The 24041-nt window shown below is 63.2% G+C and carries 23 protein-coding genes, 1 tRNA gene and 1 pseudogene; 16 read left to right on the forward strand and 9 right to left on the reverse strand.

The genetic code is table 11. The features are described 5' to 3' along the window. Positions 1-2: 2 nt before the first annotated feature. Positions 3-76: transfer RNA gene (locus OKC44_RS21385), tRNA-Cys, on the forward strand. Positions 77-139: 63 nt separating this feature from the next. On the opposite strand, the gene OKC44_RS21390 is transcribed toward OKC44_RS21385, so the two are convergent. Beyond that, positions 140-433, reverse strand: a complete 294-nt coding sequence (locus OKC44_RS21390) for a hypothetical protein (RefSeq protein ID WP_011706880.1) — start codon at positions 431-433, stop codon at positions 140-142. Between the two features lie 214 nt (positions 434-647). On the opposite strand from OKC44_RS21390, the gene OKC44_RS21395 reads away from it, so the two are divergent. The 9 genes from OKC44_RS21395 (at position 648) to OKC44_RS21435 (ending at position 7827) form a co-directional block, all read left to right on the forward strand. After that, on the forward strand, positions 648-848 hold the full coding sequence (locus tag OKC44_RS21395) for a YbfA family protein (protein WP_011706879.1): 201 nt from the start codon (positions 648-650) through the stop codon (positions 846-848). A 358-nt stretch (positions 849-1206) separates the two neighbouring features. Then, a complete protein-coding gene (locus OKC44_RS21400; protein WP_016351554.1) occupies positions 1207-1470 on the forward strand; it encodes a BufA1 family periplasmic bufferin-type metallophore in 264 nt (87 codons plus the stop codon). A 71-nt stretch (positions 1471-1541) separates the two neighbouring features. After that, entirely contained in the window at positions 1542-2390 is an 849-nt protein-coding gene (gene bufB / locus OKC44_RS21405; protein WP_252475788.1) for an MNIO family bufferin maturase, read from the forward strand. Continuing rightward, positions 2383-3138, forward strand: coding sequence for an HvfC/BufC N-terminal domain-containing protein (locus tag OKC44_RS21410; RefSeq protein WP_270814999.1), 756 nt, complete (start codon positions 2383-2385; stop codon positions 3136-3138). The genes bufB and OKC44_RS21410 overlap by 8 nt, the downstream gene beginning before the upstream one ends. Positions 3139-3143: 5 nt before the next feature. Continuing rightward, entirely contained in the window at positions 3144-3587 is a 444-nt protein-coding gene (locus OKC44_RS21415) for a DoxX family protein (RefSeq protein ID WP_029299474.1), read from the forward strand. A gap of 78 nt (positions 3588-3665) precedes the next feature. Continuing rightward, positions 3666-4127, forward strand: coding sequence for a GNAT family N-acetyltransferase (locus tag OKC44_RS21420; RefSeq protein ID WP_270815001.1), 462 nt, complete (start codon positions 3666-3668; stop codon positions 4125-4127). Positions 4128-4321: 194 nt separating this feature from the next. After that, positions 4322-5617, forward strand: coding sequence for a methyl-accepting chemotaxis protein (locus OKC44_RS21425; protein ID WP_270815004.1), 1296 nt, complete (start codon positions 4322-4324; stop codon positions 5615-5617). Positions 5618-5745: 128 nt separating this feature from the next. Continuing rightward, the gene (locus OKC44_RS21430; protein WP_270815005.1) at positions 5746-6366 is read left to right on the forward strand and encodes a DUF3332 domain-containing protein; all 621 of its coding nucleotides are present in this window, start codon (positions 5746-5748) and stop codon (positions 6364-6366) included. An 87-nt stretch (positions 6367-6453) separates the two neighbouring features. After that, on the forward strand, positions 6454-7827 hold the full coding sequence (locus OKC44_RS21435) for an HD-GYP domain-containing protein (RefSeq protein WP_011706871.1): 1374 nt from the start codon (positions 6454-6456) through the stop codon (positions 7825-7827). Positions 7828-7897: 70 nt separating this feature from the next. Here OKC44_RS21435 and OKC44_RS21440 read toward each other — a convergent pair whose 3' ends face one another. The 6 genes from OKC44_RS21440 to OKC44_RS21465 all read right to left on the reverse strand — a co-directional run bounded on the left by OKC44_RS21440 (position 7898) and on the right by OKC44_RS21465 (position 13794). Beyond that, positions 7898-8956 carry an FUSC family protein gene (locus OKC44_RS21440; RefSeq protein ID WP_017409127.1) on the reverse strand — a complete coding sequence of 353 codons (1059 nt, stop codon included), beginning with the start codon at positions 8954-8956 and terminating at the stop codon, positions 7898-7900. A gap of 63 nt (positions 8957-9019) precedes the next feature. Beyond that, entirely contained in the window at positions 9020-10765 is a 1746-nt protein-coding gene (locus tag OKC44_RS21445) for a bifunctional molybdopterin-guanine dinucleotide biosynthesis adaptor protein MobB/molybdopterin molybdotransferase MoeA (protein ID WP_270815007.1), read from the reverse strand. Next, on the reverse strand, positions 10762-11400 hold the full coding sequence (gene mobA / locus OKC44_RS21450; RefSeq protein ID WP_270815009.1) for a molybdenum cofactor guanylyltransferase MobA: 639 nt from the start codon (positions 11398-11400) through the stop codon (positions 10762-10764). The genes OKC44_RS21445 and mobA overlap by 4 nt, the downstream gene beginning before the upstream one ends. After that, positions 11372-12067 carry an energy-coupling factor ABC transporter ATP-binding protein gene (locus OKC44_RS21455; RefSeq protein ID WP_005303221.1) on the reverse strand — a complete coding sequence of 232 codons (696 nt, stop codon included), beginning with the start codon at positions 12065-12067 and terminating at the stop codon, positions 11372-11374. Before OKC44_RS21455 ends, mobA begins: the two co-directional genes overlap by 29 nt. 115 nt (positions 12068-12182) lie before the next feature. After that, positions 12183-12884, reverse strand: a complete 702-nt coding sequence (locus tag OKC44_RS21460) for an ABC transporter permease (protein ID WP_016351543.1) — start codon at positions 12882-12884, stop codon at positions 12183-12185. A gap of 67 nt (positions 12885-12951) precedes the next feature. After that, a complete protein-coding gene (locus tag OKC44_RS21465) occupies positions 12952-13794 on the reverse strand; it encodes a substrate-binding domain-containing protein (protein WP_171281360.1) in 843 nt (280 codons plus the stop codon). A 248-nt stretch (positions 13795-14042) separates the two neighbouring features. Here OKC44_RS21465 and OKC44_RS21470 point away from each other — a divergent pair, with 248 nt between their 5' ends. Together OKC44_RS21470 and OKC44_RS21475 are read left to right on the forward strand one after the other, a co-directional pair. Beyond that, entirely contained in the window at positions 14043-15398 is a 1356-nt protein-coding gene (locus OKC44_RS21470; RefSeq protein ID WP_017409121.1) for a sigma-54-dependent transcriptional regulator, read from the forward strand. A 31-nt stretch (positions 15399-15429) separates the two neighbouring features. Continuing rightward, positions 15430-17523, forward strand: a complete 2094-nt coding sequence (locus OKC44_RS21475) for a sensor histidine kinase (protein WP_270815011.1) — start codon at positions 15430-15432, stop codon at positions 17521-17523. Between the two features lie 143 nt (positions 17524-17666). Here the strand turns inward: OKC44_RS21475 and OKC44_RS21480 are convergent, their stop codons facing one another. After that, positions 17667-18533: a helix-turn-helix transcriptional regulator gene (locus OKC44_RS21480; RefSeq protein WP_024944156.1), complete on the reverse strand. Its 867-nt coding sequence runs from the start codon at positions 18531-18533 to the stop codon at positions 17667-17669. Between the two features lie 89 nt (positions 18534-18622). Then, on the reverse strand, positions 18623-19480 hold the full coding sequence (locus OKC44_RS21485; RefSeq protein ID WP_270815013.1) for a formate dehydrogenase accessory sulfurtransferase FdhD: 858 nt from the start codon (positions 19478-19480) through the stop codon (positions 18623-18625). 205 nt (positions 19481-19685) lie between these two features. Here OKC44_RS21485 and OKC44_RS21490 point away from each other — a divergent pair, with 205 nt between their 5' ends. From OKC44_RS21490 to OKC44_RS21505, 4 genes and pseudogenes are all read left to right on the forward strand, one after another. Beyond that, positions 19686-20669 carry an FRG domain-containing protein gene (locus tag OKC44_RS21490; protein WP_197725328.1) on the forward strand — a complete coding sequence of 328 codons (984 nt, stop codon included), beginning with the start codon at positions 19686-19688 and terminating at the stop codon, positions 20667-20669. Between the two features lie 381 nt (positions 20670-21050). Further along, positions 21051-21606 (forward strand): annotated as a pseudogene (locus OKC44_RS21495) (DUF3305 domain-containing protein). Next, positions 21599-22198, forward strand: a complete 600-nt coding sequence (locus OKC44_RS21500; RefSeq protein WP_270815021.1) for a DUF3306 domain-containing protein — start codon at positions 21599-21601, stop codon at positions 22196-22198. The pseudogene OKC44_RS21495 and the gene OKC44_RS21500 overlap by 8 nt, the downstream one beginning before the upstream one ends. Positions 22199-22301: 103 nt before the next feature. Beyond that, positions 22302-24035: a 4Fe-4S dicluster domain-containing protein gene (locus tag OKC44_RS21505; RefSeq protein WP_270815024.1), complete on the forward strand. Its 1734-nt coding sequence runs from the start codon at positions 22302-22304 to the stop codon at positions 24033-24035. The last annotated feature ends 6 nt before the right edge of the window (positions 24036-24041 follow it).

The following is a 24041-nucleotide window of genomic DNA, read 5'->3' on the forward strand; positions in this document are numbered from 1 at the left end:
ATGGCGCGTTAGCAAAGCGGTTATGCAGCGGATTGCAAATCCGTTTAGTCCGGTTCGACTCCGGAACGTGCCTCCATCTTCTTCCTGATTCATTCCATAACGCATTTTCATTACACCAGCCCTGTGTGGATCTCTCTGCTCAATATCCTTGCTGCAACAACAGCTGCTCACAGCCTTGCTGCTGCCACTCCCGCTCCAGATAGCGGTTGACCTGCGTCAGGTCCTGTCCCCGGTATTGAAACTGCACTTCGGCCGAGTGTTCGGTCACATCCATCATCTTCTGTTTCAACTGGCCGCATTGCCACATGCTGACGGTGGGCGCTCCCTTGTAGGCCAGCGTGATGCTGTCGGCCTGGTTGAGCTGCCAATCCTGCCATTCCGACCAGAGCAGCAGGCCCAGTATCCCTATGATCGCCATTTCTGCGGGTTTCATCGCACCGACTCCATCTTGAGTGCCAACTCATTAAATCTGGTCGACGGGAGCTGCTTTGCCAGCTTTTGTTGCCTGTAAGTTAATGGATGTAACCCAATTTCACTTTAAGGCTTTTAAGGGATCTTTTTGCAAAAAAATGGGAATCTTGGTGTAGTAATCCTACAAATTGTGGAGTAATCTTTGCTCAGTGGTCTTACCAGTAAGGAGTTCTATCATGTTTCATCCCTATTCCCTGACTCAGATAATTCTTCGTCGCATCTATGTGCTGCTGGTGGGTATGCTGGCTTTCCCGGTGATGCTGTTTCGCAGCGATCGGGCCCGTTTCTACAGCTATCTGCACCGGATCTGGAACAAGACCAGCACCAAGCCGGTATGGCTCAAGATGAGCGAGCGTGGCGAGCGGATCTTCTACTAAGTCAGGTTTCAATTGAAAAAGACAGCTGCGGCTGTCTTTTTTGTCATTAAGTACCGGCCGCCGATGCCCGCACGGTTGTATCGTGCCAATCAGACCCCGCCCTCTGGCGGGGTTTTTTATTGCCTGCATCCCTGGGATTGGCGGCGGCAGGGTGGTGCAGAACACATCTTCATGGTGAAAGGGTATTTGAAAGGTGAATGGAATAACCCTTTAAAAACAGTCTGTTGCCAATTGTGTTTTTTATAGATGTGCCGATTTTGCATTTTTTTTGAAATCAATTCGCCGGCGCTCCGGTTCTATGGAGGGCATCCGGTCGTGACCGATCGGGCACACCACACACAATCAGAAGGAACAGAGAATGAACGTTAAAAAGAGCACTGCCATCGCTTCCGCCATGACCGGTTTGCTGGCCCTCGGCGCCCAGTTCGTCGCCGCACCGGCCATGGCGGCCGATGAGAAGGAGAAGTGCTACGGGGTGGTGAAGGCGAGCAAGAACGACTGCGCGACCAAGACCAGCTCCTGTGCCGGTACCGCCAAGATGGATGCCCAGGGTGACGCCTTCGTGGTGGTGCCAAAGGGGCTGTGCGAGAAGCTGGCAGGCGGCTCGCTGCAACCCAAGTAAGGCTGGGTGCCACGGTGTTGCCTCAGGGGCACCGTGGCCTTCTTTTGGCTGGTTTGCAGCGAGGCTTTGCGATGAACCCCTTGATTGGTATTGGATTGCGCACGCCCCATTACGACGAGATATTGCGCACCCTGCCGGCGGTTGGCTGGCTGGAGGTGCACAGCGAAAATTACTTTGAACGTCACAGCCGGGGTTTTCAGGTGCTGAGCGAGCTGGCCCGGCACTATCCCGTCAGCCTGCACGGCGTCGGCATGTCGCTGGGCTCGGCCGATGCACTCGACCTTGATCACCTCGCCAGCCTCTCGGCGCTGGCCCGCGCCATCAAACCGGTGCGCATCTCGGAACACCTCAGCTGGGGCAGCATTGGGGGGCGCCACTTCAACGATCTGCTGCCAGTCCCCTATACCCGGGAGAGCCTGCTCAACATGAGCGACAAGATCAGGCAGGTACAGGAGGCGCTCGGCTGCCGGCTGCTGATCGAGAACCCCTCTTCATACCTGCAACTGGCGGGGGAGATGCCGGAGTGGGAGTTTCTGGCGGAGCTGCAGCGACGCAGCGACTGCGCCATCCTGCTCGATCTCAACAACCTCTATGTCAGTGCCTTCAACCACGGCTTTGCGTGCAGCGACTATCTGGCTGCCATCGACATCGCTACGGTGGGCGAAATTCACCTGGCCGGTTTTACCGATCAGTCCCTGCCGCAGGGGCACCTCTATATCGATACCCACAGCGCGCCGGTGAGCGAACCGGTGTGGGCCCTCTATGAGGAGATCTGCCGCCAGCGCGCCATCCCCACCCTGATCGAGTGGGACCTTGAGATACCGCCGCTTCCCGTGCTGTTGGCAGAGGCCGAGCGCGCGAGCGCCATGCTGGACGCCGCCATGGCCACCCATCTTGTGCCGGAGGCCGCCCATGTCTGAGCTGGCTCGCCGGCAGCAGCAGTTTGCCGAGGGGTTGCTTGGCCAGAGCGAGGCCATCCTGCCCCATATCCACTCCCGTCTCTTTACGGCGGATGCCGTGCTGCAGGTCTATCGCAACCACTTCATCCTGAGCCTTGGCGAGGTGCTGGCGGGTAGCTACCCGGCCGTCAAAGCCATGGTAGGGGAGGTGTTTTTCGACGCCGCGACGCGCGGCTTCGTGCTGGCAGAGCCGCTCTGCGAAGGGAGCGTGATGCACTACGGCGCCAGCTTTGGCGACTGGCTTGCCCGGCTGCCGACCACCGCTGAACTGCCCTGGCTGGGGGAGCTGGCCCGCTTCGAGTGGGCACTGGAGCGCACCAGTTTGCTGGCCCCCGAGAAGCGCCACTGGCCGGCCGAGCGGGTGGCCGCCCTGTCACCAGCGGCCTGGCAGGCGCTGGTGCTGATCCCGGCCTGCGATCTGTCTCTGTTCGACAGTCCGCGCCCGGTGGATGCCCTCTGGCAGATGGCCCTGCACGAGGGCGAGACGGTGCAGGATCTGGCCGCTCCCGCCTGGCTCGCTCTCAAGAAACAGCCCGACTGTCGGGTATTGCCGCTCAGCCTGAGCGAAGGAGAGTGGCGCCTGCTGGATGGCTGCCGCCGGGGCATTGCCCTGTCGGCCCTGCTGGCACGGGACTCGCAGGCTGCAGAGTCTCTGACTCGCCTCGTCACCCTGGGCCTGCTGGTCGATGTGACCTCAACGCTGGAGTAAATTCGATGACAAATCACAAGTGGACACTGATGCAACCGGTGGGCCCCGCCGTTCCCTGGTGGCTGAGCGGCGCCCTGTTGCTGCTGGCCAGGTGCTGGGTGGCGGTGGCCTTCTTTCGTTCCGGCTGGCTCAAGCTGAGCGCCTGGGACAGCACCCTCTATCTGTTCGAGTTCGAGTATCAGGTGCCCCTGCTGCCCTGGCAGTGGGCGGCCTGGCTTGGCACGGCCACCGAGCTGCTGCTGCCGGTGCTGCTGCTGGTCGGGCTCTTTACCCGACCGGTCGCCGCCCTGCTGTTTGCCTTCAACATGGTGGCGGTGATCTCCTATCCCACCCTCTGGGCCGGCGGCTTTTACGATCACCAGCTGTGGGGCTGGATGCTGCTGACCCTGGTCGTCTGGGGCGCGGGGCCGCTGGCCTGGGACCAGTGGCGCCTTGCCAGGCGGGCGTGATGTATCCACACTGGCGCTTTGATCAGGCGCCCGCGGGGAGCCTGTTCACCTCAACGAGCGTCACAAGGAGAAGCGCCGATGATCATCCGTCAGGCAACGCAGGCAGACATTCCCGCACTGGTGACCCTGCGCATGGCGCTGTTTTGCGAGGTGGGAGAGCTGCGTGAACCGCTGGCTGACCTGGATCTCTGGCAGGCGACCAGCCACTACTTCAGCACGGCGCAGGCTGAGGAGAGCGCCCGCTCCTGGGTGGCGGAAGTGGATGGCGAGGTGGTGGCGAGTGCGACCCTGGCCTTCTTTGTGCGCCCGCCCTATCCCGGCAACCTGACGGGGAGGGAGGGCTATCTGCTCAACATGTATACCCTGCCGCCCTACCGCCGGCAGGGGCTGGCCGGCGCCCTGCTGGATCAGATGGCGGACTATGCCAGGGCGCAGCAGCTGGGCCGGGTCTGGCTGCATGCCAGCGACGAGGGGCGCCCGCTCTATGAGCGGATCGGTTTTGTGGCCAATCCCGCCTATCTGGAGTGGCAGCCCGGGTGATCCCTCGCCGGGCCTTGCACGTATCAGGCGCAGGTTGCACTGCGAGCCCCTCGTCGGCTGTGGCAAAATCTCGGCCGAATTCTGATCGCACCACAGTGCTCAACTAAGATCAGCCTCAACAGGCTTGTGCCGGTTCACCCTAGCGCCGAGTCTTGTGCCCGTATCCACCTTGTCAGTACAGAGGTATGACATCCATGTTCAACAACAAGCTGAAGGCGCAGTTGCAGGCCTGCCAGGCACAGCTGGCCGAATCCCAGGGCTTCGTGGAGGCGGTCAAGGAAGGGATCGCGACCATCATGTTCACCCCGGATGGCGAGATCCTGGAGGCCAACCAGCCATTCTTGAACCTGATGGGTTACAGCGCGATGGAGTTGCAGGGGCAGCACCACCGGATGTTTTGCAGCCAGGAGCTGACCCGTTCTGCCGATTACCAGCAGTTCTGGGCCCAGCTCAAGCAGGGCCGGGTCAAGTCCGGCATCTTCTCGCGCCTCAACAAGCGGGGCGAGGTGCTCTGGCTGGAGGCGAGCTACTTCCCGGTCAAGTCGCAGGGACGGGTGACTCAGGTGATCAAGATCGCCAGCGACGTCACCGCCAAGCATCAGCAATTGCTGCGTCAGGAAGCGATCACCAAGGCGCTGGAACGTTCGCTGGCGATGATCGAGTTCACCCCCAATGGTGACATCATCTCGGCCAACGCTAACTTCCTGAGCTGTGTCGGATATACCTTGAGCGATCTCAAGGGACGCAATCACCGGATGTTCTGCGATGACGCCTTCTATGAGGAGCACCCCCGCTTCTGGGAGGAGCTGGCTCAGGGCCAGTTCAAGTCCGGACTCTTCTTGCGGCGCAACAGCCATGGCGAGGCGATCTGGCTGGAGGCAACCTACAACCCGATCCGGGACGAGAGCGGCAAGGTGAGCCGGGTCATCAAGTTTGCCAGCGACATCACCGAGCGGGTCACCAAGAGCCATGCGGTGCGCGATGCAGCCCAGGTGGCTCATGCCACGGCGCAGGAGACCCTGCGCAGTGCCGAGCAGGGGGCGGATCTGCTGCGCTCTGTGGTGGACACCTCGTCGCTCATCAGCGAGCAGGTTGACAAGACCATCCTGCTCATCAACCAGCTTAACGAGCAGTCCAAAAGCATCGAGGCCATTGTCTCCACCATCAGCAGCATCGCCGATCAGACCAATCTGCTGGCCCTCAATGCGGCCATCGAGGCGGCCCGGGCCGGGGATCAGGGGCGCGGTTTCGCAGTGGTAGCCGATGAGGTGCGCCAGCTGGCGGCACGCACGTCCCTCTCCACCGACGAGATTGCCAAGGTGGTGCAGAAAAACCGCGAGCTGACCGCCAAAGTGACCGACGACATGGCCAGGGTGGCCGGCAGCGCCGAGCTCGGCAAGCAGCAGATCGACAAGGTCAACGAGGTGATGGCGGAGATCCGGGAGGAGGCCAACAACGTCTCGGCGACCGTCTCCAGCCTCTCCATCTGATGCCGGTCAGGGGGCCTGTCTCGCCAGAGGCGGGCTGTCACCCTGACCGTTATTTCGACAGGCTGTATGAATGGCGAGCAGTCGATGTCCCAGTCTGAACCCCTGCTGTATCGCTCCCTGCTTGTGAATTGCCCGTTGGCGGCGGCCTGTTTAGGCTTGCCGCCTCATTATTTCTGGAGCAAGCGAAGACGATGGCAACGAGAAGAAAGGGCAGGGCACTGGCGCTGCTGGCGGGCATGGTGGCAAGCGTGGGGCTGAGCGGCTGCATGGGGCAGATGGGGCTCTCCTCCATGGTGACCAAGGGCAACCTCAGCGTGGTGGACAACCGTTACGGCCGGGCCGGGGTCTTCGTCCTGCTCTCGCCGGTCTACGGCCTGGCGGCCACCGCCGATCTGTTCGTGTTCAACACCATCGAATTCTGGTCTGGCAAGAACCCCATCACCGGCAAGTCGCCGGCGCTGGTGGATCAGAAGCTGGACGCCCTGATCAAGGTCAATCAGCACCTGGATCCGTCCCTCAACAAGGTGCCGCTGGCCATGCTGCCGCAAGGGGTGCGCGAGGTGGAGGTGAGCTACCCGGACGAGCGCACCGCCCAGATGGAGGTGCACTACCTGGACGGGCGCAGCAGCCTGATGCGTGGCGAGAAGCGCGGCGAGCTGCTGGACATCTACTTCGACGGCCGGTTGGTGTCGACCCTGACCCCGGCCCAGCTGGAGGAAAAAGCCCGGACTAACAGTGCCGAGGCGTAAATTCATCTGAATCCAGATCTATTCCTCTCTGGATAAGGTATATCTAGTCAGCAGGCAAGATCGCCATGATGTCCAAGGGAGCAGGCTATGACGGTGAATGGATTGCGGTTGGCAGAGTTGATTGGTTCCCTCAGTCATGCACTCGACATGACCGAGGGGCAACCAAGAGGGCACTGCATTCGCTGTTGCTGGATAGGTTCCCGGCTGGCCGAGCGGTTGGCGCTGGATGCCCGGCAGCGCCATGATCTCTATTACATGCTGCTGCTCAAGGATCTGGGGTGCAGCAGCAATGCGGCCCGTATCTGCGAGCTTTATCTCACCGACGATCTTCACTTCAAACGCGACTTCAAGCTGGTGGATGGCTCCCTCTCCGAGGTGGTCAACTTCGTGCTGGGCCACACCGGCTTGCAGGCGGATCTGCTGGGGCGTTTTCGCAGCCTGTTCCATATCTTTCGCAACGGCGATCAGATTGCCAACGAACTGATCCAGACCCGTTGTCATCGGGGGGCGGACATTGCTCGCCAGTTGCGGTTCAGTGAAGAGGTTGCCGCCGGCATCCTCTCTCTGGACGAGCACTGGAACGGCAAAGGTCGACCGTTGCAACTGGCCGGTGACGCGATTCCGCTCTTCTCCCGTATTGCCCTGCTCTGCCAGGTGGTGGATGTGTTTCACGCCGCAGCTGGTCCAGATGCAGCCCTCAAAGAGCTGCGTGAGCGCAGCGGCAGCTGGTTTGATCCTCAATTGGTTAGCGAGTTTGAAGCGTTGGCGGATGACGACTTCTGGCAAGGACTGGCGGACCCCGGTTTGGCCGAGTGGGTGTTCGTTCACCCGGCCGGGCAGGGTGAAGTCGCTCTGGATGAAGATTATCTGGACGAGATCGCGGCGGCGTTCGGCCAGGTGGTGGACTCCAAAAGTCCCTACACCGCCGGTCATAGTGGCCGGGTGGCGCTCTATACCGACATCCTCGCCACCCAGATGGGCCTGTCCGAGCAGCGAAGACGCTGGCTCAAGCGCGGCGCTTTGCTCCACGACGTGGGCAAGTTGGGGGTAAGCAACGCCATTCTCGACAAGCCGGGCAAGCTGGATGCGCAGGAGTGGGCCGCCGTGCAGATGCATGCTGCCTATACCGAGGAGATCCTGAGTCGCATCGGGGCGTTCGAGGAGCTGGCGCAAGTGGCGGGTGCCCATCATGAGCGACTCGATGGCAAGGGTTACCCCAAAGGATTGAAAGGGGACGAGATAGCCTTGGAGACCCGCATCATCACCACGGCCGACATTTTTGATGCCATCACTGCCAAAAGGCCCTATCGCGGTGCTATCCCGGTGCCCCAGGCGCTGGAGATGATGGCCGAGACGTTGGGGTCAGCGATTGATCCGGACTGCTTTGCTGCCCTGCAGGCGGGGATCCAGGATTTTTCCCTCTACCTCCCGCTTGAGCAGCCGCTGGCAAACGCCAGTTAATGGCGGCGCCATATCAGGCCTCAAGTCATTGGCCTTTTAACGACAACGCCCCGCTTTGCGGGGCGTTTTGCTATGGGTGGCTCTGGCTGCGGGGCGGGTGCATCACTAGGCCCAGCAGCCGGCGCAGGTGGGTGAGCTGCTCGGTGAGCTGCAGGTTGAGCCACAGATAGCCGCTGATGGCGGCCTCGCCGCCGGCGTCGATCCGCACTCTACCGGCCGCCTCCTGCAGACGGCTGATGGCCAGTTCCGAGCCCTGCAGCTCGCCGCTTTTGAGCATCAGCGCCAGCTCGCTCATCAGTGCCTCGGTCGCCTGCTGGCAGGCGCGCAGCTCCGGGGTGCTCTGCATCAGAAAGTGGCTCTGGCGATCGCGCCAGTAGGTGTTGGCCAGCATCTCCAGGGTGCAGAGGGTGTTGCGCATGGTGGTCTGGATCGCTTCGAACAGGGCGCTGCCAAGGCGGGTCTCCTTGACGGCCGGGGTCAGCAGGGGGCGCAGACTCACCATCTTGGAGAGCAATCTGGCGTGGCTGTGGGCGAGGCGCGGCCGCTCCAGCACGTTGGGGGAGAGGTGGGTGTGATAGAGCCGCTGGGCCTGCTGCAGGGTGTCGTGCATCTGCAGTCGCCAGTGGCTGTAGGCGCGCTGGGGATAGATGCTGCAAAACAGCAGCGCCAGCAATGAGCCCAGGATCACGTCGGCACTGCGCCACAGGGCGGTCTCGATGTCGCCGGGCATGGCCCCCATGGTGACGCCGAGGGTGATGCCGATGAGCAGCCCCACGTAGGGGCGCTTGCCGAGCGCCAGATAGCCGCACAGAAACATGATGCAGCCGCACCACAGCAGCATCAGCGGCAGGGAGTAGAGCTCGAGATAGAGCGCCACCACCCCGCAGCTGGCGCCGAAGATGGTGCCGACCACCCGCTGCAGCGCGCGCGACAGCACATTGCCCCAGAACGAGATGGGGCCCATCACCACCACCAGGGTGATGAGGGGCCAGGTGCTTTCCGGCAGCTTGAGCTCGCGGGTCAGCAGAAAGGTGAGCATGAAGGCGAGCGCGATGCGCAGGCCGTGGACGATGCGGTAGTGGCCGTAGATCAGCAGATCGAGTCGGGAGAGGGGGGCATTCAGGCGCAAGGGACAAGCCTCGGATTCATGGGGGCAGCCACCCCGCCACGCCCGGCGGGGTGGAGACCGGTATCAGGCCACTCGTCCCTGGAGTGGGTGGATCCAGACCCGCTCGCCGACCGCGATGGCCGGCTGGGCGGGGACGATTTCAATCAGGCAGTTGGCATCGCTCATGGAGCTGAGGATGCCGGAGCCTTGCGGCCCGGTGGTGCGTACCCGCAGCACGCCGCTGGTATCCTGATGGAAGATGCCGCGCAGGAACTCGGTACGCCCCGGCCGGCTCTTCATCTGCTGTTCGGCCAGCGCCGATAGGCGCAGCGGCTGCCAAACCCGGCCCTGCAGGCGGGCGATGGCGGGCTCGACGAATTGCAGGAAGCAGATCATGGCGGCCACCGGGTTGCCGGGCAGGCCGAAGAAGGGGGTCTGCCCCAGCTTGCCGAAGGCGAGCGGGCGGCCCGGCCGCATCTGGATGCGCCAGAAGGCGATCTGGCCAAGCTCGGCCAGCACCTGCTTGATGAAGTCGGCATTGCCCACCGAGACCCCACCCGAGCTCAGCACCAGGTCGGCGTCGGCTGCGGCCTGTGTCAGCTGCTGGCGCAGGATGGCGGGGTCATCGGGGATGATGCCAAGGTCCATCACCTCGCAGCCGGCCCCGGCGATGAGCGCCATCAGGGTGAAGCGGTTGCTGTCGAAGATGTGACCGGGGGCGAGCGTCTCGCCCGGTGCCTGCACCTCGTCGCCGGTGCTGAACAGCGCCACCTTGAGCGGCGCGCGTACCGTCAGGGTTGCCTGCCCCAGAGAAGCCGCAAGCCCGAGCTGAGGGGCGCCGAGGCGGGTACCGGCTGTGATGGCGACCGCGCCCAGCGCCAGATCTTCCCCGGCCTGACGCACGTTCTGCCCCGCCTTGATGGGGGCGCTGACGCTGACCCATTCACCGTCAAGCTGGGTCTCTTCGCGCATCACCACGGTGTCGACGCCGGGGGGCAGCGGGGCGCCGGTCATGATCTGCACCGCCTGTCCCGCCAGTACCGGCTCGCTGCGCGGTTGGCCCGCCAGCACTTCCCCCACCAGCTGCCAGCGGCCGGCGGCGAGATCGTCGCTGCGCAGGCCAATGCCGTCCATCGCCGAGTTGGCGTGGGGCGGCACATTGATGGGGCTCACCAGGTCGCTTGCCAGCACGGCGCCGTGGCAGCGGGCGAGCGGCAGGTCGATGCTGCGGGTAGAGGGGGTGAGTGCATCAAGAATGGCCTGGCGCGCCCCCTCGACCGACAGGAAACCTGCCCCCGGCGCCTGCTCCTGCTGCCGGCTCTGCGCCAGGTAGGCGCAGACGAAGTCGGCGATGGCGTCCAGATCATTGATGTCGAGCCGGGGCAGGGTGGTCTGCTGGGGCTGATCGCTGGCCACGGCGATGATGTCGCGATCCATCGGGAACAGCAGCGGCTTGCCGATGGCGGCGCGGTGCAGCTCGATTTTCGGGAAGTGCTCGTGCTTGAACCCTTCCACCAGCAGCAGGTCGAGGCTGCGCTGATCGAAGCTGGCCAGCAGCTCGCGAAAATCGGCCTCACCCAGATCGGTTTCGATGATGCGGGCGTGACGGCGGCGGGAGGCCACCATCATCTGGCTGGCGCCGGCCTGGCGCAGGCGGTGGCTGTCTTTGCCCGGCTGGTCGATGTCAAAGTCGTGGTGGGCGTGCTTGAGCACCCCGAGGCGCAGGCCGCGGCTCACCAGCAGGGGGATGAGCTGCTCGAGCAGAGTGGTCTTGCCGGTGCCGCTCCAGGCGGCAAAGCCGAGCAGGGGCAGGGTGGGGGCCGGGGTCATGAGGTGGCTCCTTGTCCGGTCGCGGAGTCTGGCAGGCGCGCCTCGTAGGCGGCCAGCTCGTCCGGGCTGTTGAGATTGATGAAGGCATCCGGCTGGCCGGCAAAGCTCACCACCGCCATCTGGTGGCGGGCAAACCAGATATCGATTTTGCGCTCTCCCTCGGCCAGCGCGGCGGACAGGGAGGGGAGCAGGGATTTGTGCAGCAGGGCCACCACGGGTTGCAGCCAGTCGCCGTCATGGGCCACCACCAGCTCGGTCGCCGGGGTCAGGGCGGCGCGAAAGCGTGCCATCAGATCGCGGGGCAGGGCGGGGCCGTCGCAGGGCACGAACAGTACCCAGTCATGGCGGGCGGCGGCAAGGCCGGCCAGCATGCCCGCCAGCGGGCCGAGATAGTTGGGGTTGTCGTCGCCGATGACCGGGGCCAGTGCCTGGTAGCGAGCCTGGCTGCGGTTGGCGTTGATCAGGATCTCGTCCACCTGGGGGCGCAGTCGGTCAAGCACGTGGTCGATGAGCGGGCGGCCCGCCAACTCGACCCAGCCCTTGTCGGCGCCCCCCATGCGGGTGGCACGGCCGCCGGCCAGCACCACGGCGGAGACGGGAAAGCGGTCAGTACGAGGTTCGCTGTTTGAGGTCATGTCGCTCGATGATTTTCAAAGGAGTGGGTTCGTGCAGCCGGCCCCGGGCGAGGGTCCATTGCCGCTCGCACAGGTCGGTCAGATCGTTGCTCTGGTGGCTGATGATGACCAGGCCGCTGCCCTGTTCCCGCAGATCTTGCGCCATGGCGGCCATCAGGGCAACCGAATGTGCATCCAGATTGGCGGTGGGCTCGTCCATCAGCAGAAAGGCGGGCTGCAGTGCCCAGGCGCGGGCCATGGCCAGCCGCTGACGCTCGCCGCCAGACAAAATGCTGATGTGCTCGCGCGCCAGGCTCTCCAGTTCGACCCGGCGCAGCGCCTCGAACACCCGCACCTCGTCGGCGGCGCGATGGCCGAGGGCCCAGGCCACGTTGTCGTGCACGCTGCGATCAAACAGGTAGGGGGTCTGGTGCAGGTAGGTGACCCGGCCAGGCCCCGGATCGCGTTTGAGCCACTGGCCAAGCTTGCCGCGCCAGCCAGAGGGGAGGTTGGTGTGGCCCCGGGTCGGGGTGAGCAGGCCGGCCAGGATCTTGAGCAGGGTTGTCTTGCCCACCCCGTTCGCGCCGCGCAGCCAGATGGCGTCGCCGGCCGCGATGGAGAGCTGCTCAATCTGGAACAGGTCGCGCTCGCCAAAGCGCATCATCAGCTGGTGGGCGGTCAGGGCCATGGCGTACTCCGGTGGATGGACGGTGGGGGCATGGTCACTTCTTCACATAACCGTGACCGCGACAGCGGTGGGGTTAGCAGCATTTGGTTATGGATAATCGTGCGCTGTGCCATGGTCAGTTCTTCAGATAGCTGTGACCACGGCACGCGGTCAGCAACAGGTTGAGCAGCAGGGCCAGGGCCAGCAGCACTATGCCGAGCGCCACCCCCTGGGTGAAGGCCCCTTTCTGGGTCTCCAGCGCGATGGCGGTGGGGATGTTGCGAGTGAAGTGCAAAATGTTGCCCCCCACCATCATGGAGCAGCCCACCTCGGTGACGATGCGGCTGAAGGCGCCGATCACCGCCGCCAACAGGCCGAAGCGGCACTCGCGCATCAGCCCGAGCAGCGCCCTCGGCCAGGAGAGCCCCAGGGTACGGGCGGTCTCCCAGGCGCGCCGGTCGCTTTGCACGAATGCGGCGTGAGCCATGGTGGCGATCACCGGAAAGGCGATCAACATCTGCCCCACCACCATGGCCTGCTGGGTGAACAGCATCTTCCAGTCGCCGAAGGGGCCGGCCCGCGACAGCAGCATGTAGAGCAGCAGGCCAATCACCACGGTCGGCACCGACTGCAGGGTATTGATGCAGGAGAGCCAGAGCCAGCGCGCCGGGATCGGCAGATAGGCCAGCGCGAAGCCGAGCAGCAGGGCCGGCAGCAGCACCAGCCCGAGTGCGAGGCCCGATACCGAGAAGGAGACCCCCACCACCTGCCACAGCTCGGCATCACCGCTGAACAGCAGTGCCAGCGCCGCCAGTGTGGTTTCGATCAGGGTCGGCACCGGGCGCCTCCGTCACTCAAGGTGGCGAGGGGCGCCAGGGACAGATCGAACAGGGTCGGTCTTGGCATCACTGCGGCTTGGCGTCGGCCACGAACAGCGGCTGGCCGGCCACCTTGAAGTCACCGATAAGCTGCTGGCCATGCTGGGAGACCAGCCAGTTCTTCAGGGTGCGGGCCCCTTCAGTGTTGAGATCCGGGTAGCGCTTGGGGTTGACCAGGATCACCTGGTAGGGGTTGAACAACCGCTTGTCCCCCTCCAGCAGCACGGCGAGATCCAGCTTGCTCTGGTAGGCAAGCCAGGTGCCGCGGTCGGTGAGGGTGTAGGCACCGAGCTCCGAAGCCATGGTCAGGGTCGGCCCCATGCCCTGGCCGATGGACTTGTAGCCGGCGAACTCAGGCTTGACGTCGGCCGCCTGCCACAGGGTCTTCTCCTTGATGTGGGTGCCGGACTCGTCCCCGCGGGAGATAAAGGTCTGCCCCTTGTCCTTGATGGCCTCCAGCGCCTTGGCGGCGTCGTGCAGCTTGCCAAGACCGGCCGGGTCTTTCGCCGGGCCGACGATGACGAAGTCGTTGTACATCAGGTGCTCAGGCTCGATGCCAAAGCCCGCCTCGACGAAGGCCTTCTCGGCAGAGGGGGCGTGGGTCATCACCAGATCCGCGTCGCCGTTCTCGCCCATTTTCAGGCTCTGGCCGGTACCGGCCGCCATCACCTGCACCGGGTAGCCGGTCTCCTTGGTGAACTGGGGCAGCAGCCAGCCCAGCAGGCCGGACTGTTCGGTGCTGGTGGTGGTGGCGAGGCGGATGGGCGCCTTGGTCTCGGCATGGCTGGCAGCGCTCCAGAGCGGCAGGCTGAGCAGCAGGGCGGAGGAGAGGGCAAGGGCGAGGCGTTTGCGCACTGTGGCTGTGATCATGATGTCAGGGTACCCGGTGATGGAGAGAGGGCAGGACTAAGCAAGCAGGGTGCCAAGCTGACCGTATGCCTTGTTCGACCCGGTTTTTAATGTGAAAACAGTCGGTTAAGCGCACTAATTGCGTGATGGCACCGTCGCTTTTAATAAACGGAGTTGGCACTTGGGGCCGGTTAGCGACAAAATGTCCCACAGTTTATAAGGTCGGTGGGACAATCCCGGAACCTTGTCGAATCTGAGGTACTTTTTTCATGACTGCACCCGCCAGCCGCTGGTCCGCCCTCTCCCTGCTCATCGTCGACGACGAACCCGGCATGCGCAGCTTCCTCGCCAAGGCGCTGGCCCGCCGCTTCGCCCAGATAGAGACGGCCGCCAGCGTGGAGGAGGCCGAAGCCCTGCGCTGCCGCCTGCATTTTGATCTCATCATCGCCGACATCCGCCTGCCGGGGCGCTCCGGCATCGAGTGGCACGAGGCCATCGATCCCGCCACCCGGCGCAGCGACATCATCTTCATGACCGGTTTTGGCGACATGGAGACCGCCCTCAAGGCGCTGCGGCTCGGCGCCAGCGACTTCATTCTCAAACCCTTCAACCTGGATCAGATGGTGCAGGCGGTGGACCGGGTCATCGAGCGCCGCCAGATGGAGCGGGAGAACCTGCTGCTGCGCCGGGAGGTGAGCAAGCTGTTCCCGCCCACCCTGATCGGCGACAGCGCCAAGACCCGCGAGCTCAAGACGCTGATCGCCCGGGTCGCCCCCTCCAACGCCGCCGTGCTGGTGGAGGGGGAGTCCGGCACCGGCAAGGAGCTGGTGGCCCGCGCCCTGCACCAGCTCTCCGGCCGGATGGGGGCCTTCGTGCCGCTCAACTGCGCCTCCATCGCCCCCGAGCTGCTTGAAAGCGAGCTGTTCGGCCACGTGCAGGGGGCCTTTACCGGCGCCCGCAAGGGGCGCGACGGCCTGTTCCGGGTCGCCCATCAGGGCACGCTCTTTCTGGACGAGATCGGCGAGATGCCGCTTGCCATGCAGGCCTCCCTGCTGCGGGCGCTGGAGCAGAAGGCCATCCGTCCGGTGGGGGCCGAGCGCGAGCTTTCGGTGGACGTGCGCATCGTCGCCGCCACCAACCGCAACCTGAAGGCGGAGGTGGAGGCGGGCCGGTTTCGTGAAGACCTCTTCTACCGCCTCAACGTGGTGGCGCTGCCGGTGGCCCCCCTGCGCGAGCGCATCGACGACATCCCCGCCCTGGTGCACCACTTCACCCGCCAGCTCACCGCCGAGATGGGCATGGGCGCCCTGCACTGGACCCACGAGGACGTGGTGGCCATGCAGGCCTACCCCTGGCCCGGCAACGTGCGCGAGCTGCGCAACCTCATCGAGCGCTGCCTGCTGCTGGGCAAGCCGCCCGCCGAGTACTGGCAGAGCGCCAAGCCGGCCGAGTCGGCACGGAGCGAGGAGGGCTATCCGCTGGAGTGGGCGCTGGCCGAGGTGGAGAAGGCTCACATCCTGCAGGTGGTGGCGAGCCATGATGGCAACAAGTCGGCCGCCTCCCGGGTGCTCGGGGTGGCGCGCAAGACCCTGGAGCGCAAGTTCAAGGAGTGGGCCATCGAATGAGCCGGCTCGCCCCTTGCCGCCGGAGTGAGTCATGAGGCTGGCGCAGATCCCGGGGTTGCTCAGAACCAAGGTGCGCTGGCGTCTGCTGCTGCTTACCTCGGTGCCCATCATGCTGACTCTGGCCGGCATGATCGGGCTCACCCTCTACTGGACCCTCACCTACAGCTGGCAGAACCTGCTCACCACGGTGCGCAGCGACCTGGGTGTGGCCCACCATGCGGTGAGCGTGCAGCAGCAGCGCCAGGCCGAGCACCTCGAACACCTGCGCGATGCCTGGGCCTTTCAGTTGCAGCTGCGCGAATCCCCCGCCCGTTTGCGCCAATGGGTGATGCCGCTGGCCGCCAACTATGGCCTCGATTTTTTGCGCCTGCGCAGCGGCAGCGAGCTGGATCTGCTGCCGGCGCAGGATCGCGCGGCCCTCGCCGCCGGGCGCAGCATCAGCCACTTCGTGGTCTGGTCGCGGGAGCAACTGCTGGCGCTCTCGCCGGCACTGGCCAGCCGCGCCGTGCTGGAGCGGGAGTATGATCCGGTGGCGGGGCAGGAGACCCGCGGCCTGGTCAGCCTCTCGCTGACCCCGGTGATGGGGCGGGACGGCAGCCTCTGGGGTGTGCTGGAGGGAGGCGAGCTCATCAACGGCAGCACCCGGCTGGTGGACGAGCTCAAGGGCCAGGTGTTCGCCAAGAACACCCTGCCGGCCGGCAGCATCGGCACCGTCACCCTGTTTCTCGGCGATCTGCGGGTGAGCACCAACGTGCCCGCCAGCAGCAGTCGCCAGCTGGGGCGGGCGGTGGGCACCCGGGTCTCGGCGCCGGTGCGCGAGCAGGTACTGGGGCGCGGCGAGCCCTGGATTGATCGCGCCTTCGTGCACGACGCCTGGTATGTGTCGGGCTACGAGCCGCTCTTGGGCGCCAATGGCGAGCGCATTGGCATGCTCTACGTCGGTTTTCTCGAGTGGCCCATCATCCGCACCTACCTCACCAACCTGCTGGAGCTGGGCTCCGGCGTGGTGGTGTTGCTGCTGCTCTCCGGCCTGCTGGTCTATCGCGGCGCGCGGGACTTGTTCACCCCCATCGAGCGGATGCACAAGGTGGTGCGCCAGGTGCAGGCGGGTCAACCGGCCCGCATCGGCGTGCTGGCCCTCGACCCCGACCACGAGCTGGCCCAACTCGGTCGCCAGTTCGACGCCATGCTGGATCAGCAGGCGGCGCACCAGCAGCAGCTGGCCCGCAGCGCCGACGAGCTGGAGCAGAAGGTGGCCGAGCGTACCCGGAGCCTTGAGCAGAAGACCGCCGAGCTCGAGCACCACATCCATATGCTGACCCAGGCCCGCCAGCAGCTGCTGATCAGCGAGAAGCTGGCGGCCCTCGGCGAGCTCTGCGCCGGGGTGGCCCACGAGATCAACAACCCGCTGGCGGTGATCCTCGGCAATGTGGAGTTGATGAAGCTGGAGCTGGGGGAGGCGGCCGCGCCGGTGAGCGAAGAGCTGGCGCTGGTGCTGGCCCAGATCGAGCGCATTCGCGCCATCACCCGCAGCCTGCTGCAATATTCCCGTCCCGGTGACTACGAGACGGCGCCGGTGTGGCAGCACCTCACCCCCATCATCGAGGAGAGCCTGACCCTGGTGCGCTCCGCCCTGCGCCAGCAGCAGGTGAACCTGGTGGCCGATCTCAGGGCCCAGCAGCCCATCGAGGCGGATCGCCAGCAGCTGCTGCAGGTGCTGATCAACTTGCTGGTCAACGCCAGCCATGCACTGGGGGAGCAGGGGGAGATCCGGGTCGAGAGCCGCGACTGGCTGGATGACGCCGGGGCCCTGCAGGGGGCCGAGGTGCGGGTCATCGACAACGGCAGCGGCATCGAGGCGGCCATCATCGACAAGATCTTCGACCCCTTCTTCACTACCCGCGCCACCGGCACCGGGCTGGGGCTGGCCCTGAGCCACCGCATCATCAGCCGCTGGGGCGGGGAGCTGCTGGTAGACTCCACCCTGGGGCAGGGCAGCTGCTTTACCATCCGCCTGCGCAGCCACGCCCGGCTGGCCAGCGGCGGCGAGCGCGACCGGCTGGAGGGGTGGCGCATCGCCCTCAATGCCGAGGGGCGTGATGCTGGTGGCGACCACCCGTCTTAACCACGCCAGCCACAAAAAAGCCCGTCGAACTTGAAGGGGGCGCAATGCCCTCAATGGGGAGGGGTAACTGTCGAGCTTCAGAGTGAGGCACAAAAAAGCCCGCCAATACTGGCGGGCTTTTTTACGGGCGAGTGAGGGGATACTTACTGCGGACTCCACACCAGCTTGCCGCTCTGGGTCAGGTCATAGCCGCCGAGGCGGGCCGCCAGCTCGCGCCCCTCGGGGGATTGCAGCCAGCCGATCAGCTGCTGCAGCAGGGTGCGAAAGAAGACCCCCTGCGGCATCACCAGATCGAAGCACTCCTGGGAGAGCGGCATGAAATCGAGGCCGAACTCGGTGGCGGTGCTCTGGGCGCCGGGCCCGACATCGGCATCGCCGCGGCTGATGGCGGCGGCCAGCTCCCGCTCGCTGTTGACCTCGATAGTGCGCTCCAGCCGGGTCAGCGACTCCCCCTGGGTTTGCAGCCACTCCTGCAGGGCGCGCTGGCTGCCGGCCCCCTCCTGGCGCATGGCCCAGCGCCAGTCGAGCGCCTGTCTCGCCTCTTTCGGTTGCAAGCCCCGGCGCAGCACCAGCCCCTGCACCCGCCGAAATCCATGAACGATCACCCATTGCCGGTGGCCCTGATATTGCTGCACCAGCGCCGGATGGCGCAGGTGGGCCTCCTCGGCCTGCCCCCAGTGGATGGCGCACAAATCCACATGGCCGCGCGCCAGCATCGCCAGCCCCTGCCTTGTGCCGCACGGGGTGTAGCCCACCAGAGCCTGGGTGCCGAGCTGCTGGGCTAGCCGGCTGCTGGCGTAGTGGAGCAGCACGTCGTCTGAGCCCGCCAGCAGCAGGCGATCGTTCATCACCCCCTCGTGGCAACTGCCGAGCAGCCAGCGATCGAGCAGGGAGCGGGGAAACAGCCACTTGCCGGTCGCCTTGGTGGCGGGGATGCGCGCCTCGTTGGCGAGCTGGTAGACCTTCTTCTCGTTGAGATCGAGGTATTCCGCCACCTGTTTCACGTTCATAAACTCGTTCATGGCTTGCGTTTGACCCTCTGGCTGGTCTGATCGAGATACAGCGCGATCTGCTGGGTACTCATCAACTCGTTCATGGCTTAATCCCGCATCCCGCGACCGGCCGAACTGGGTGCCAGCACTGGCGGCTTCTCGTCCAGCACCAGCTGGTCGTGGCCGCTGAATACCTCGAAGTGGCGCCCCTTGGCGCGAGCAATCATGGTGATGCCGAGCTGACGGGCGAGATCCAGCCCCATCTGGGTGACGCCGGAGCGCGACAGCAGCACCGGAATGCCCATCTGCGCCACCTTGATCACCATCTCCGAGGTGAGTCGCCCGGTGGTGTAGAAGATCTTGTCGCTGCCACACTCGCCGCGCATCCAGAGCTCGCCCGCCAGGGTATCCACCGCATTGTGGCGCCCCACATCCTCGACAAAGGAGAGGATTTCGCTGCCGCGACAGATGGCGCAGCCATGCACGGCACCCGCCATCTTGTAGGTTTCGTTATGGGCCGACAGCGCCTTGAGCAGGGCGTAGAGGGTGCTCTGTTTAAGCTCAGGTGCTGCCAAGACCACCCCTTCGAGCTTCTTCATCACGCTGCCATACATGGTGCCCTGACCGCAGCCGGAGGTGACCGTCTTCTTCTCCAAGGATTTGTCGAGATCGGCGGCCTGCTGGCTGCTTACCACGGCGGCGGCCTCGCTCTCCCAGTCGACGATTACCGACTCGATGGCCGCAATATCCTCGATAAAGCCCTGATTTTTGAGATAACCCAGTACCAGCGCCTCGGGGCGAGCCCCCAGCGTCATCAGGGTTACGATTTCCTTCCAGTTGAGGTAGACCGTCAGTGGCCGCTCACAGGCGATTTGGCGGGTTTGCAGCGTGCCCTGCTCATCCATCACCTCGACGGCCATGGTGAGCTGGGCTGCTGCATTGCTTTTGATAAAGGTCGGTGTCATGGGCCCCTCGCGACCGGTTGCCGGGATCTAAGGGGAGGGATACAGCAAGTTTTGTTCCAAAAAATATTTAGGCAGTACTCTCTTTCTACTGCAGGCATAATCTTACCCTACAAGGGTTTGATTGAAGGCTGGCGACATAATAGATTTTATTGGTTGAGTGTATAAACTTGGCTGGACAAATTATTGTAAGCGCATGAGTATATGGATGGCTCATATACTCATGTTTCTTTGGTTAGTAGTGGTGAGTCAGTCTATAAAACATGAAGCTATCATGATACAGGATAAATTGATGTCGTTCCCCGCATTCGAAGAAATTAATTATTTTACTGCAAGTGACCTATGGGAAGCCTTGAGCCCGACCAAATCATTTTTCGATGAACCATCAAATATTGTTTATCGTGGTCAAGCTGATGCCGAATGGTCTCTTATTCCATCATTGTTGCGTAATGAAAATCTAAATCCATTATTGAAGTTTATGGGTAGAAGATGTACAGCTGATGAATTGGTGTTTACAGAGATTTGTCTGCTAGAGGAATTTTCTAAATACTGTGATAGCATTGGAGTTCGCATCCCGAATGATTCTATGAAATTTCGTCGTGAAATTTTAAGTTCTCAAGTACAAGACCGATACTATATTAGGCCCGAACTTTGGCCAAATCATGAACTCATAGAATTAATGGCTTTAGCACAGCATCACGGGGTTCCAACTCGTTTGCTTGATTGGACAAAACAACCATATGTAGCAGTATATTTCGCTGTTTCTAGTGCCATGGCTAATCATGTAAATTGGAAAGATAATAGCAAACTAGCTATATGGGTATTTAATACGGAAAGAGTAGGCCATTATCAGAATGTTAAGGTGGTGCAAGTTCCTGGTAGCACGTCAAATCACGTGTCCGCTCAGTCAGGTTTGTTTACTGTTCATCCTCATTCTGGTCATCGAGGTGGTGATTTCGAAATATCTGGCCTTGAATATGAATTTTCAAGGTTACCAAAAACACCACTATTAAAGTTAACTCTGCCGGTAACCGAAGCTTTGAGTTTATATCGCCTCTGCTTGAAAGTTGGTATTAATGCGGCGACGATTTATCCTAGTGCTGATGGTGCAGGGAAAGCTGTTCAGGATGCAATATACTCACGGATAATCAGCAATAAAGATTATGACCCGGATATTAATAGTAATCTTTAATTTATTATGTCGGACTAAATCGTAGGTTGGTGCTGAACGAAGTGAAGCCCAACGTTTACCGCAAACATTCTTATTAAGGCAATAATCGGATAATTAGGCGTTATTTGATTATTGCCAGCCTCTCTCTTCAGCACTGGTTGATGGGTTTTACGCCGTCTGTTGGGCTTCGCTGCGCTCTGCACCAGCCTACGCCCGCGTCTACCCATATCCCGCACGATGCCCCAACTAGCATTAAAGCCCCAAGTGGCCACCAGACCGGCCTTGGCCCCACTCTTGCTAAGTCTTATCCCATTGATGGCCGTGGCTGCCATGAATCTCCTGCTCTGATCCGACCCGACCGGGGTGGATCACGGGGGAGGGCAGCCCGGCAGAGACCTTCTGATGGGAGCCGCGACAAGTGCAAGACACAACCAATATTCTCTCCCCGCAGCGCTGGCTGCAGCTGGAGTTAAAGGCCATCGACAGCCAGGTTGGCCGCTGGCAGAGCCGCCGTTTCGAGATTGCGGCGCTCCATCCCGCCGAGCCCGAGGCTGCCGGCGCCTTGCCCCTTACCCTGTTTCGCGATGAGCGGGGGGATTATCGCTTCAATCTGAGCTCCGGCTCGCCCCGCCTCTTTGTCACCGGAAGCCGCGTGGACAATGGCTTTGTGGCCGATGGCCTCACCCTGAGTCAGACCGTGGCCGCCGCCTATATGGATGGCGATCGGCAGGTGCTCTCCTGCCCGCTGCCCGAAGCGCTGCAAGCCTGGGTGGAGGCCTTTATCGGTCGTCACGGCGAGCTGCTGGAGGCCCGCCGCAAGGGCAAGAAGGGCAAGGGACGGGCGCAGGATCAGCTCGGTGTCGATACGGTAGATCAAGCCAGCTGTGGCGCCGTTAAAGCCACCGGCCCCGATGGCCGCGAGCGTGGCAGCGATAGCGGAAACAGCGCCCATGAGTGAGTTCCTCAAACGCTGGTCGTCTCGCAAGAGTGAGGCGCGCAAGCATCAGGCATTGCAGCCACGAGAAGAGGTCACTCCTGAGGCGCTTGCGACCCCCATCGAAGGCAGTGGCGAAGCTGAAACTCCAGATACTGCGCTAGATAGCCCCGTAGTCAGCACTGACAAGGGGAGCTGTGAACCCCTTGCCGTTGAAGGGGCCGAGAGTGGCGAACCGCTGCTGAAAACGGCCCAGCCGGGCAAGGCCAAACTCCCCGACAGGGAGGCGCTGCGGGCCATGTTTCGCAGCCACAAGCCGGATGGGCTCGACGACTACACCCAAGATTTCAGCCAGCCCGAATTGCTGCCCGCGGCCCTGACCGCCGGCCTGCGCAACTGGCTGGTGGATCAGGTTACCGCCCCGGACAGCGAATCGGTCAATCCGGCCAGCGGATCCGCTGAACCGGTGGCGCTTGTCAGCGAACCTGCCGCCGAGCCGCCCGCGCTGGCTGATAACCATTCTCAAACCCACACCGATGTTCGGGACATTTTGGTTTCCTCTGATGGACAAAATGTCCCAACCAAAGGTGATGGAATGGAACCTTCAGGATCCTGACTCCCTGTCAGTCACTTTTTTTCCGGGGGAGTTGGCTCGCCTCTTGCTCTCTCGGCTTACCAACAAGCGCCCATCCCATGAGGTGGCGCGCGCAGGAGTGTATGTGAGCACTGAACAAACATTGCCAAATCTGAGCCCAAATCTGGCCCACGGGGCGGGGGCGGCCGAGCATAACGCGCGCGCTCGCGCCTATGCCCTGCAGCATACGGTCAAGACCGACAACCTGATCCCGGCCACTGTCTCTTACCAGAGTCAGGGGCGCCTGCTGCTGGTCGGCCCGGAAGATCGCATTCGCCGCGCCGCCAGCCTGCTGCCCGCCGGGGTGAAGCCGACTCTACTGGTGACCGAAGCGGTCCATGACGCCGAGGCGGCGGATCTCGAAGCCATTTTCGATGCCACCGCATCCCTCGCGGCCCTGACCCTGCGCGAGCCGAGCCTGACAGGGTATCTGGGGCAGTTCCAGCTTACCGGCCTCAACGGGCAGGGGGATCGGGTTAATCTGGCTGCGCTCTGTTTTCCACAACAAGCGACGGTGGGTAGCGAACCGCGTTTTGATCTGGTGGCCGATCTGGGCCGCGCCCCGCTCTTTGCGCTGGAGCGTCCGCCGGTGGGATATCTGCATCTCTTTGATGACGCTGACCTGGCCGAACGGCTCGCCGAACTTTGTGCGCTGACCGGCATCTTCGACAAGCCGCGCTATTTTCGCCTCGACCCCGAGGCCTGTGCCTTTACCGCCCGCGGCGTACCCGGTTGCAGCCGCTGCCTCGATGTCTGCCCGACCGATGCCCTCAAGCCCGTCAATGGTCGCATCCAGATCGATCCCCATCTCTGTCAGGGCTTTGGTAGCTGCGCCTCGGCTTGCCCGACCGGGGCGATTGCCTATCACCAGCCCGATGCCAATACCAGCGGCGACTATCTGCTGCGTCTGCTCAAGCACTACCGGGAGGCGGGGGGCGACGCGCCGCAACTGCTGATCGCCGGTGAAAGCGAGCGGGAATGGGTGGAAACGGAACTTACCCGTTTGCCCGCCAACTGGCTGCCGGTCTGGGTGGAGGAGAGCGCGAGCTTGGGTATCGAGAGCTGGTTCGCTGCCCTTGCCTATGGCGCCAGTGCGGTGCGCATTGCGCTCGGTGACGATGCCCCCACAAACGTCCGCGCGCTGGTCGAGCGGGAGCTGGCGAGCGCCGCCGTGCTGCTGGCCGGCGCAGGTCTCACAGCAGATCGCATCGCCCTGTTTAACCCGGATGCCGAACAAGATAAGCCGATCTCCGGTGAGCCAGCCGCAGCCCTGCTGGAGAAGCCGCTCAAAGGAGACAAGCGGGAGAACCTGTTCGCCGCCTTCGATGCGCTTTGGCAAGCCAACAATGGCGGCCGCGAGCCGCTGACGGTGCCCCACGGCGCCCCTTACGGCAGCGTGGAGCTCAAAGACGCTGACTGCACCCTCTGCATGGGCTGCGTAGCGGTCTGCCCGAGCCGCGCCCTGCATGCGGTGGGCCACACGCCCGGCCTCAACTTTATCGAGCAGGATTGCATCCAGTGCGGCATGTGTGAAAAGGCGTGCCCCGAGCAGGCCATCGTGCTTGCGCCCCGCCTGCAACCCGTGCCCGAGGCGCGCCGCGCCGTGCAGAGCCTCAAAGCTGAAGAGGCCGCCTGCTGCATTCGCTGTGGCAAGCCGTTTGCGCCGGCCTCCCTTATTCGCCGCATCCAGCAAAAACTGGCCGGTCACTCCCACTTTCAGAATGAAGCCGCCCAGCGGCTGCTGATGTGCGAGGACTGCCGGGTCAAGGATGTGTTTGCGGCGCTGGCGGCGGATCCCGTCTCCCAGCTCAAGGTGTGAGGGGCC

Source organism: Aeromonas sp. S41-2, assembly GCF_027705845.1.
Lineage (GTDB): Bacteria > Pseudomonadota > Gammaproteobacteria > Enterobacterales > Aeromonadaceae > Aeromonas > Aeromonas hydrophila.

What these genes read in the sequence shown, in the direction of transcription:
- OKC44_RS21400 (WP_016351554.1), top strand. Translation starts at nt 1,207, where the DNA reads ATGAACGTTAAAAAGAGCACTGCCATCGCTTCCGCCATGACCGGTTTG.
- OKC44_RS21425 (WP_270815004.1), top strand. Translation starts at nt 4,322, where the DNA reads ATGTTCAACAACAAGCTGAAGGCGCAGTTGCAGGCCTGCCAGGCACAG.
- OKC44_RS21480 (WP_024944156.1), bottom strand. Translation starts at nt 18,533, where the DNA reads ATGAACGTGAAACAGGTGGCGGAATACCTCGATCTCAACGAGAAGAAG.
- OKC44_RS21445 (WP_270815007.1), bottom strand. Translation starts at nt 10,765, where the DNA reads ATGACCCCGGCCCCCACCCTGCCCCTGCTCGGCTTTGCCGCCTGGAGC.
- OKC44_RS21420 (WP_270815001.1), top strand. Translation starts at nt 3,666, where the DNA reads ATGATCATCCGTCAGGCAACGCAGGCAGACATTCCCGCACTGGTGACC.
- OKC44_RS21455 (WP_005303221.1), bottom strand. Translation starts at nt 12,067, where the DNA reads ATGGCCCTGACCGCCCACCAGCTGATGATGCGCTTTGGCGAGCGCGAC.
- OKC44_RS21410 (WP_270814999.1), top strand. Translation starts at nt 2,383, where the DNA reads ATGTCTGAGCTGGCTCGCCGGCAGCAGCAGTTTGCCGAGGGGTTGCTT.
- OKC44_RS21415 (WP_029299474.1), top strand. Translation starts at nt 3,144, where the DNA reads ATGACAAATCACAAGTGGACACTGATGCAACCGGTGGGCCCCGCCGTT.
- OKC44_RS21475 (WP_270815011.1), top strand. Translation starts at nt 15,430, where the DNA reads ATGAGGCTGGCGCAGATCCCGGGGTTGCTCAGAACCAAGGTGCGCTGG.
- OKC44_RS21490 (WP_197725328.1), top strand. Translation starts at nt 19,686, where the DNA reads ATGGCTCATATACTCATGTTTCTTTGGTTAGTAGTGGTGAGTCAGTCT.
- OKC44_RS21465 (WP_171281360.1), bottom strand. Translation starts at nt 13,794, where the DNA reads ATGATCACAGCCACAGTGCGCAAACGCCTCGCCCTTGCCCTCTCCTCC.
- OKC44_RS21500 (WP_270815021.1), top strand. Translation starts at nt 21,599, where the DNA reads ATGAGTGAGTTCCTCAAACGCTGGTCGTCTCGCAAGAGTGAGGCGCGC.
- mobA (WP_270815009.1), bottom strand. Translation starts at nt 11,400, where the DNA reads ATGACCTCAAACAGCGAACCTCGTACTGACCGCTTTCCCGTCTCCGCC.
- OKC44_RS21470 (WP_017409121.1), top strand. Translation starts at nt 14,043, where the DNA reads ATGACTGCACCCGCCAGCCGCTGGTCCGCCCTCTCCCTGCTCATCGTC.
- bufB (WP_252475788.1), top strand. Translation starts at nt 1,542, where the DNA reads ATGAACCCCTTGATTGGTATTGGATTGCGCACGCCCCATTACGACGAG.
- OKC44_RS21485 (WP_270815013.1), bottom strand. Translation starts at nt 19,480, where the DNA reads ATGACACCGACCTTTATCAAAAGCAATGCAGCAGCCCAGCTCACCATG.
- OKC44_RS21390 (WP_011706880.1), bottom strand. Translation starts at nt 433, where the DNA reads ATGAAACCCGCAGAAATGGCGATCATAGGGATACTGGGCCTGCTGCTC.
- OKC44_RS21435 (WP_011706871.1), top strand. Translation starts at nt 6,454, where the DNA reads ATGACGGTGAATGGATTGCGGTTGGCAGAGTTGATTGGTTCCCTCAGT.
- OKC44_RS21395 (WP_011706879.1), top strand. Translation starts at nt 648, where the DNA reads ATGTTTCATCCCTATTCCCTGACTCAGATAATTCTTCGTCGCATCTAT.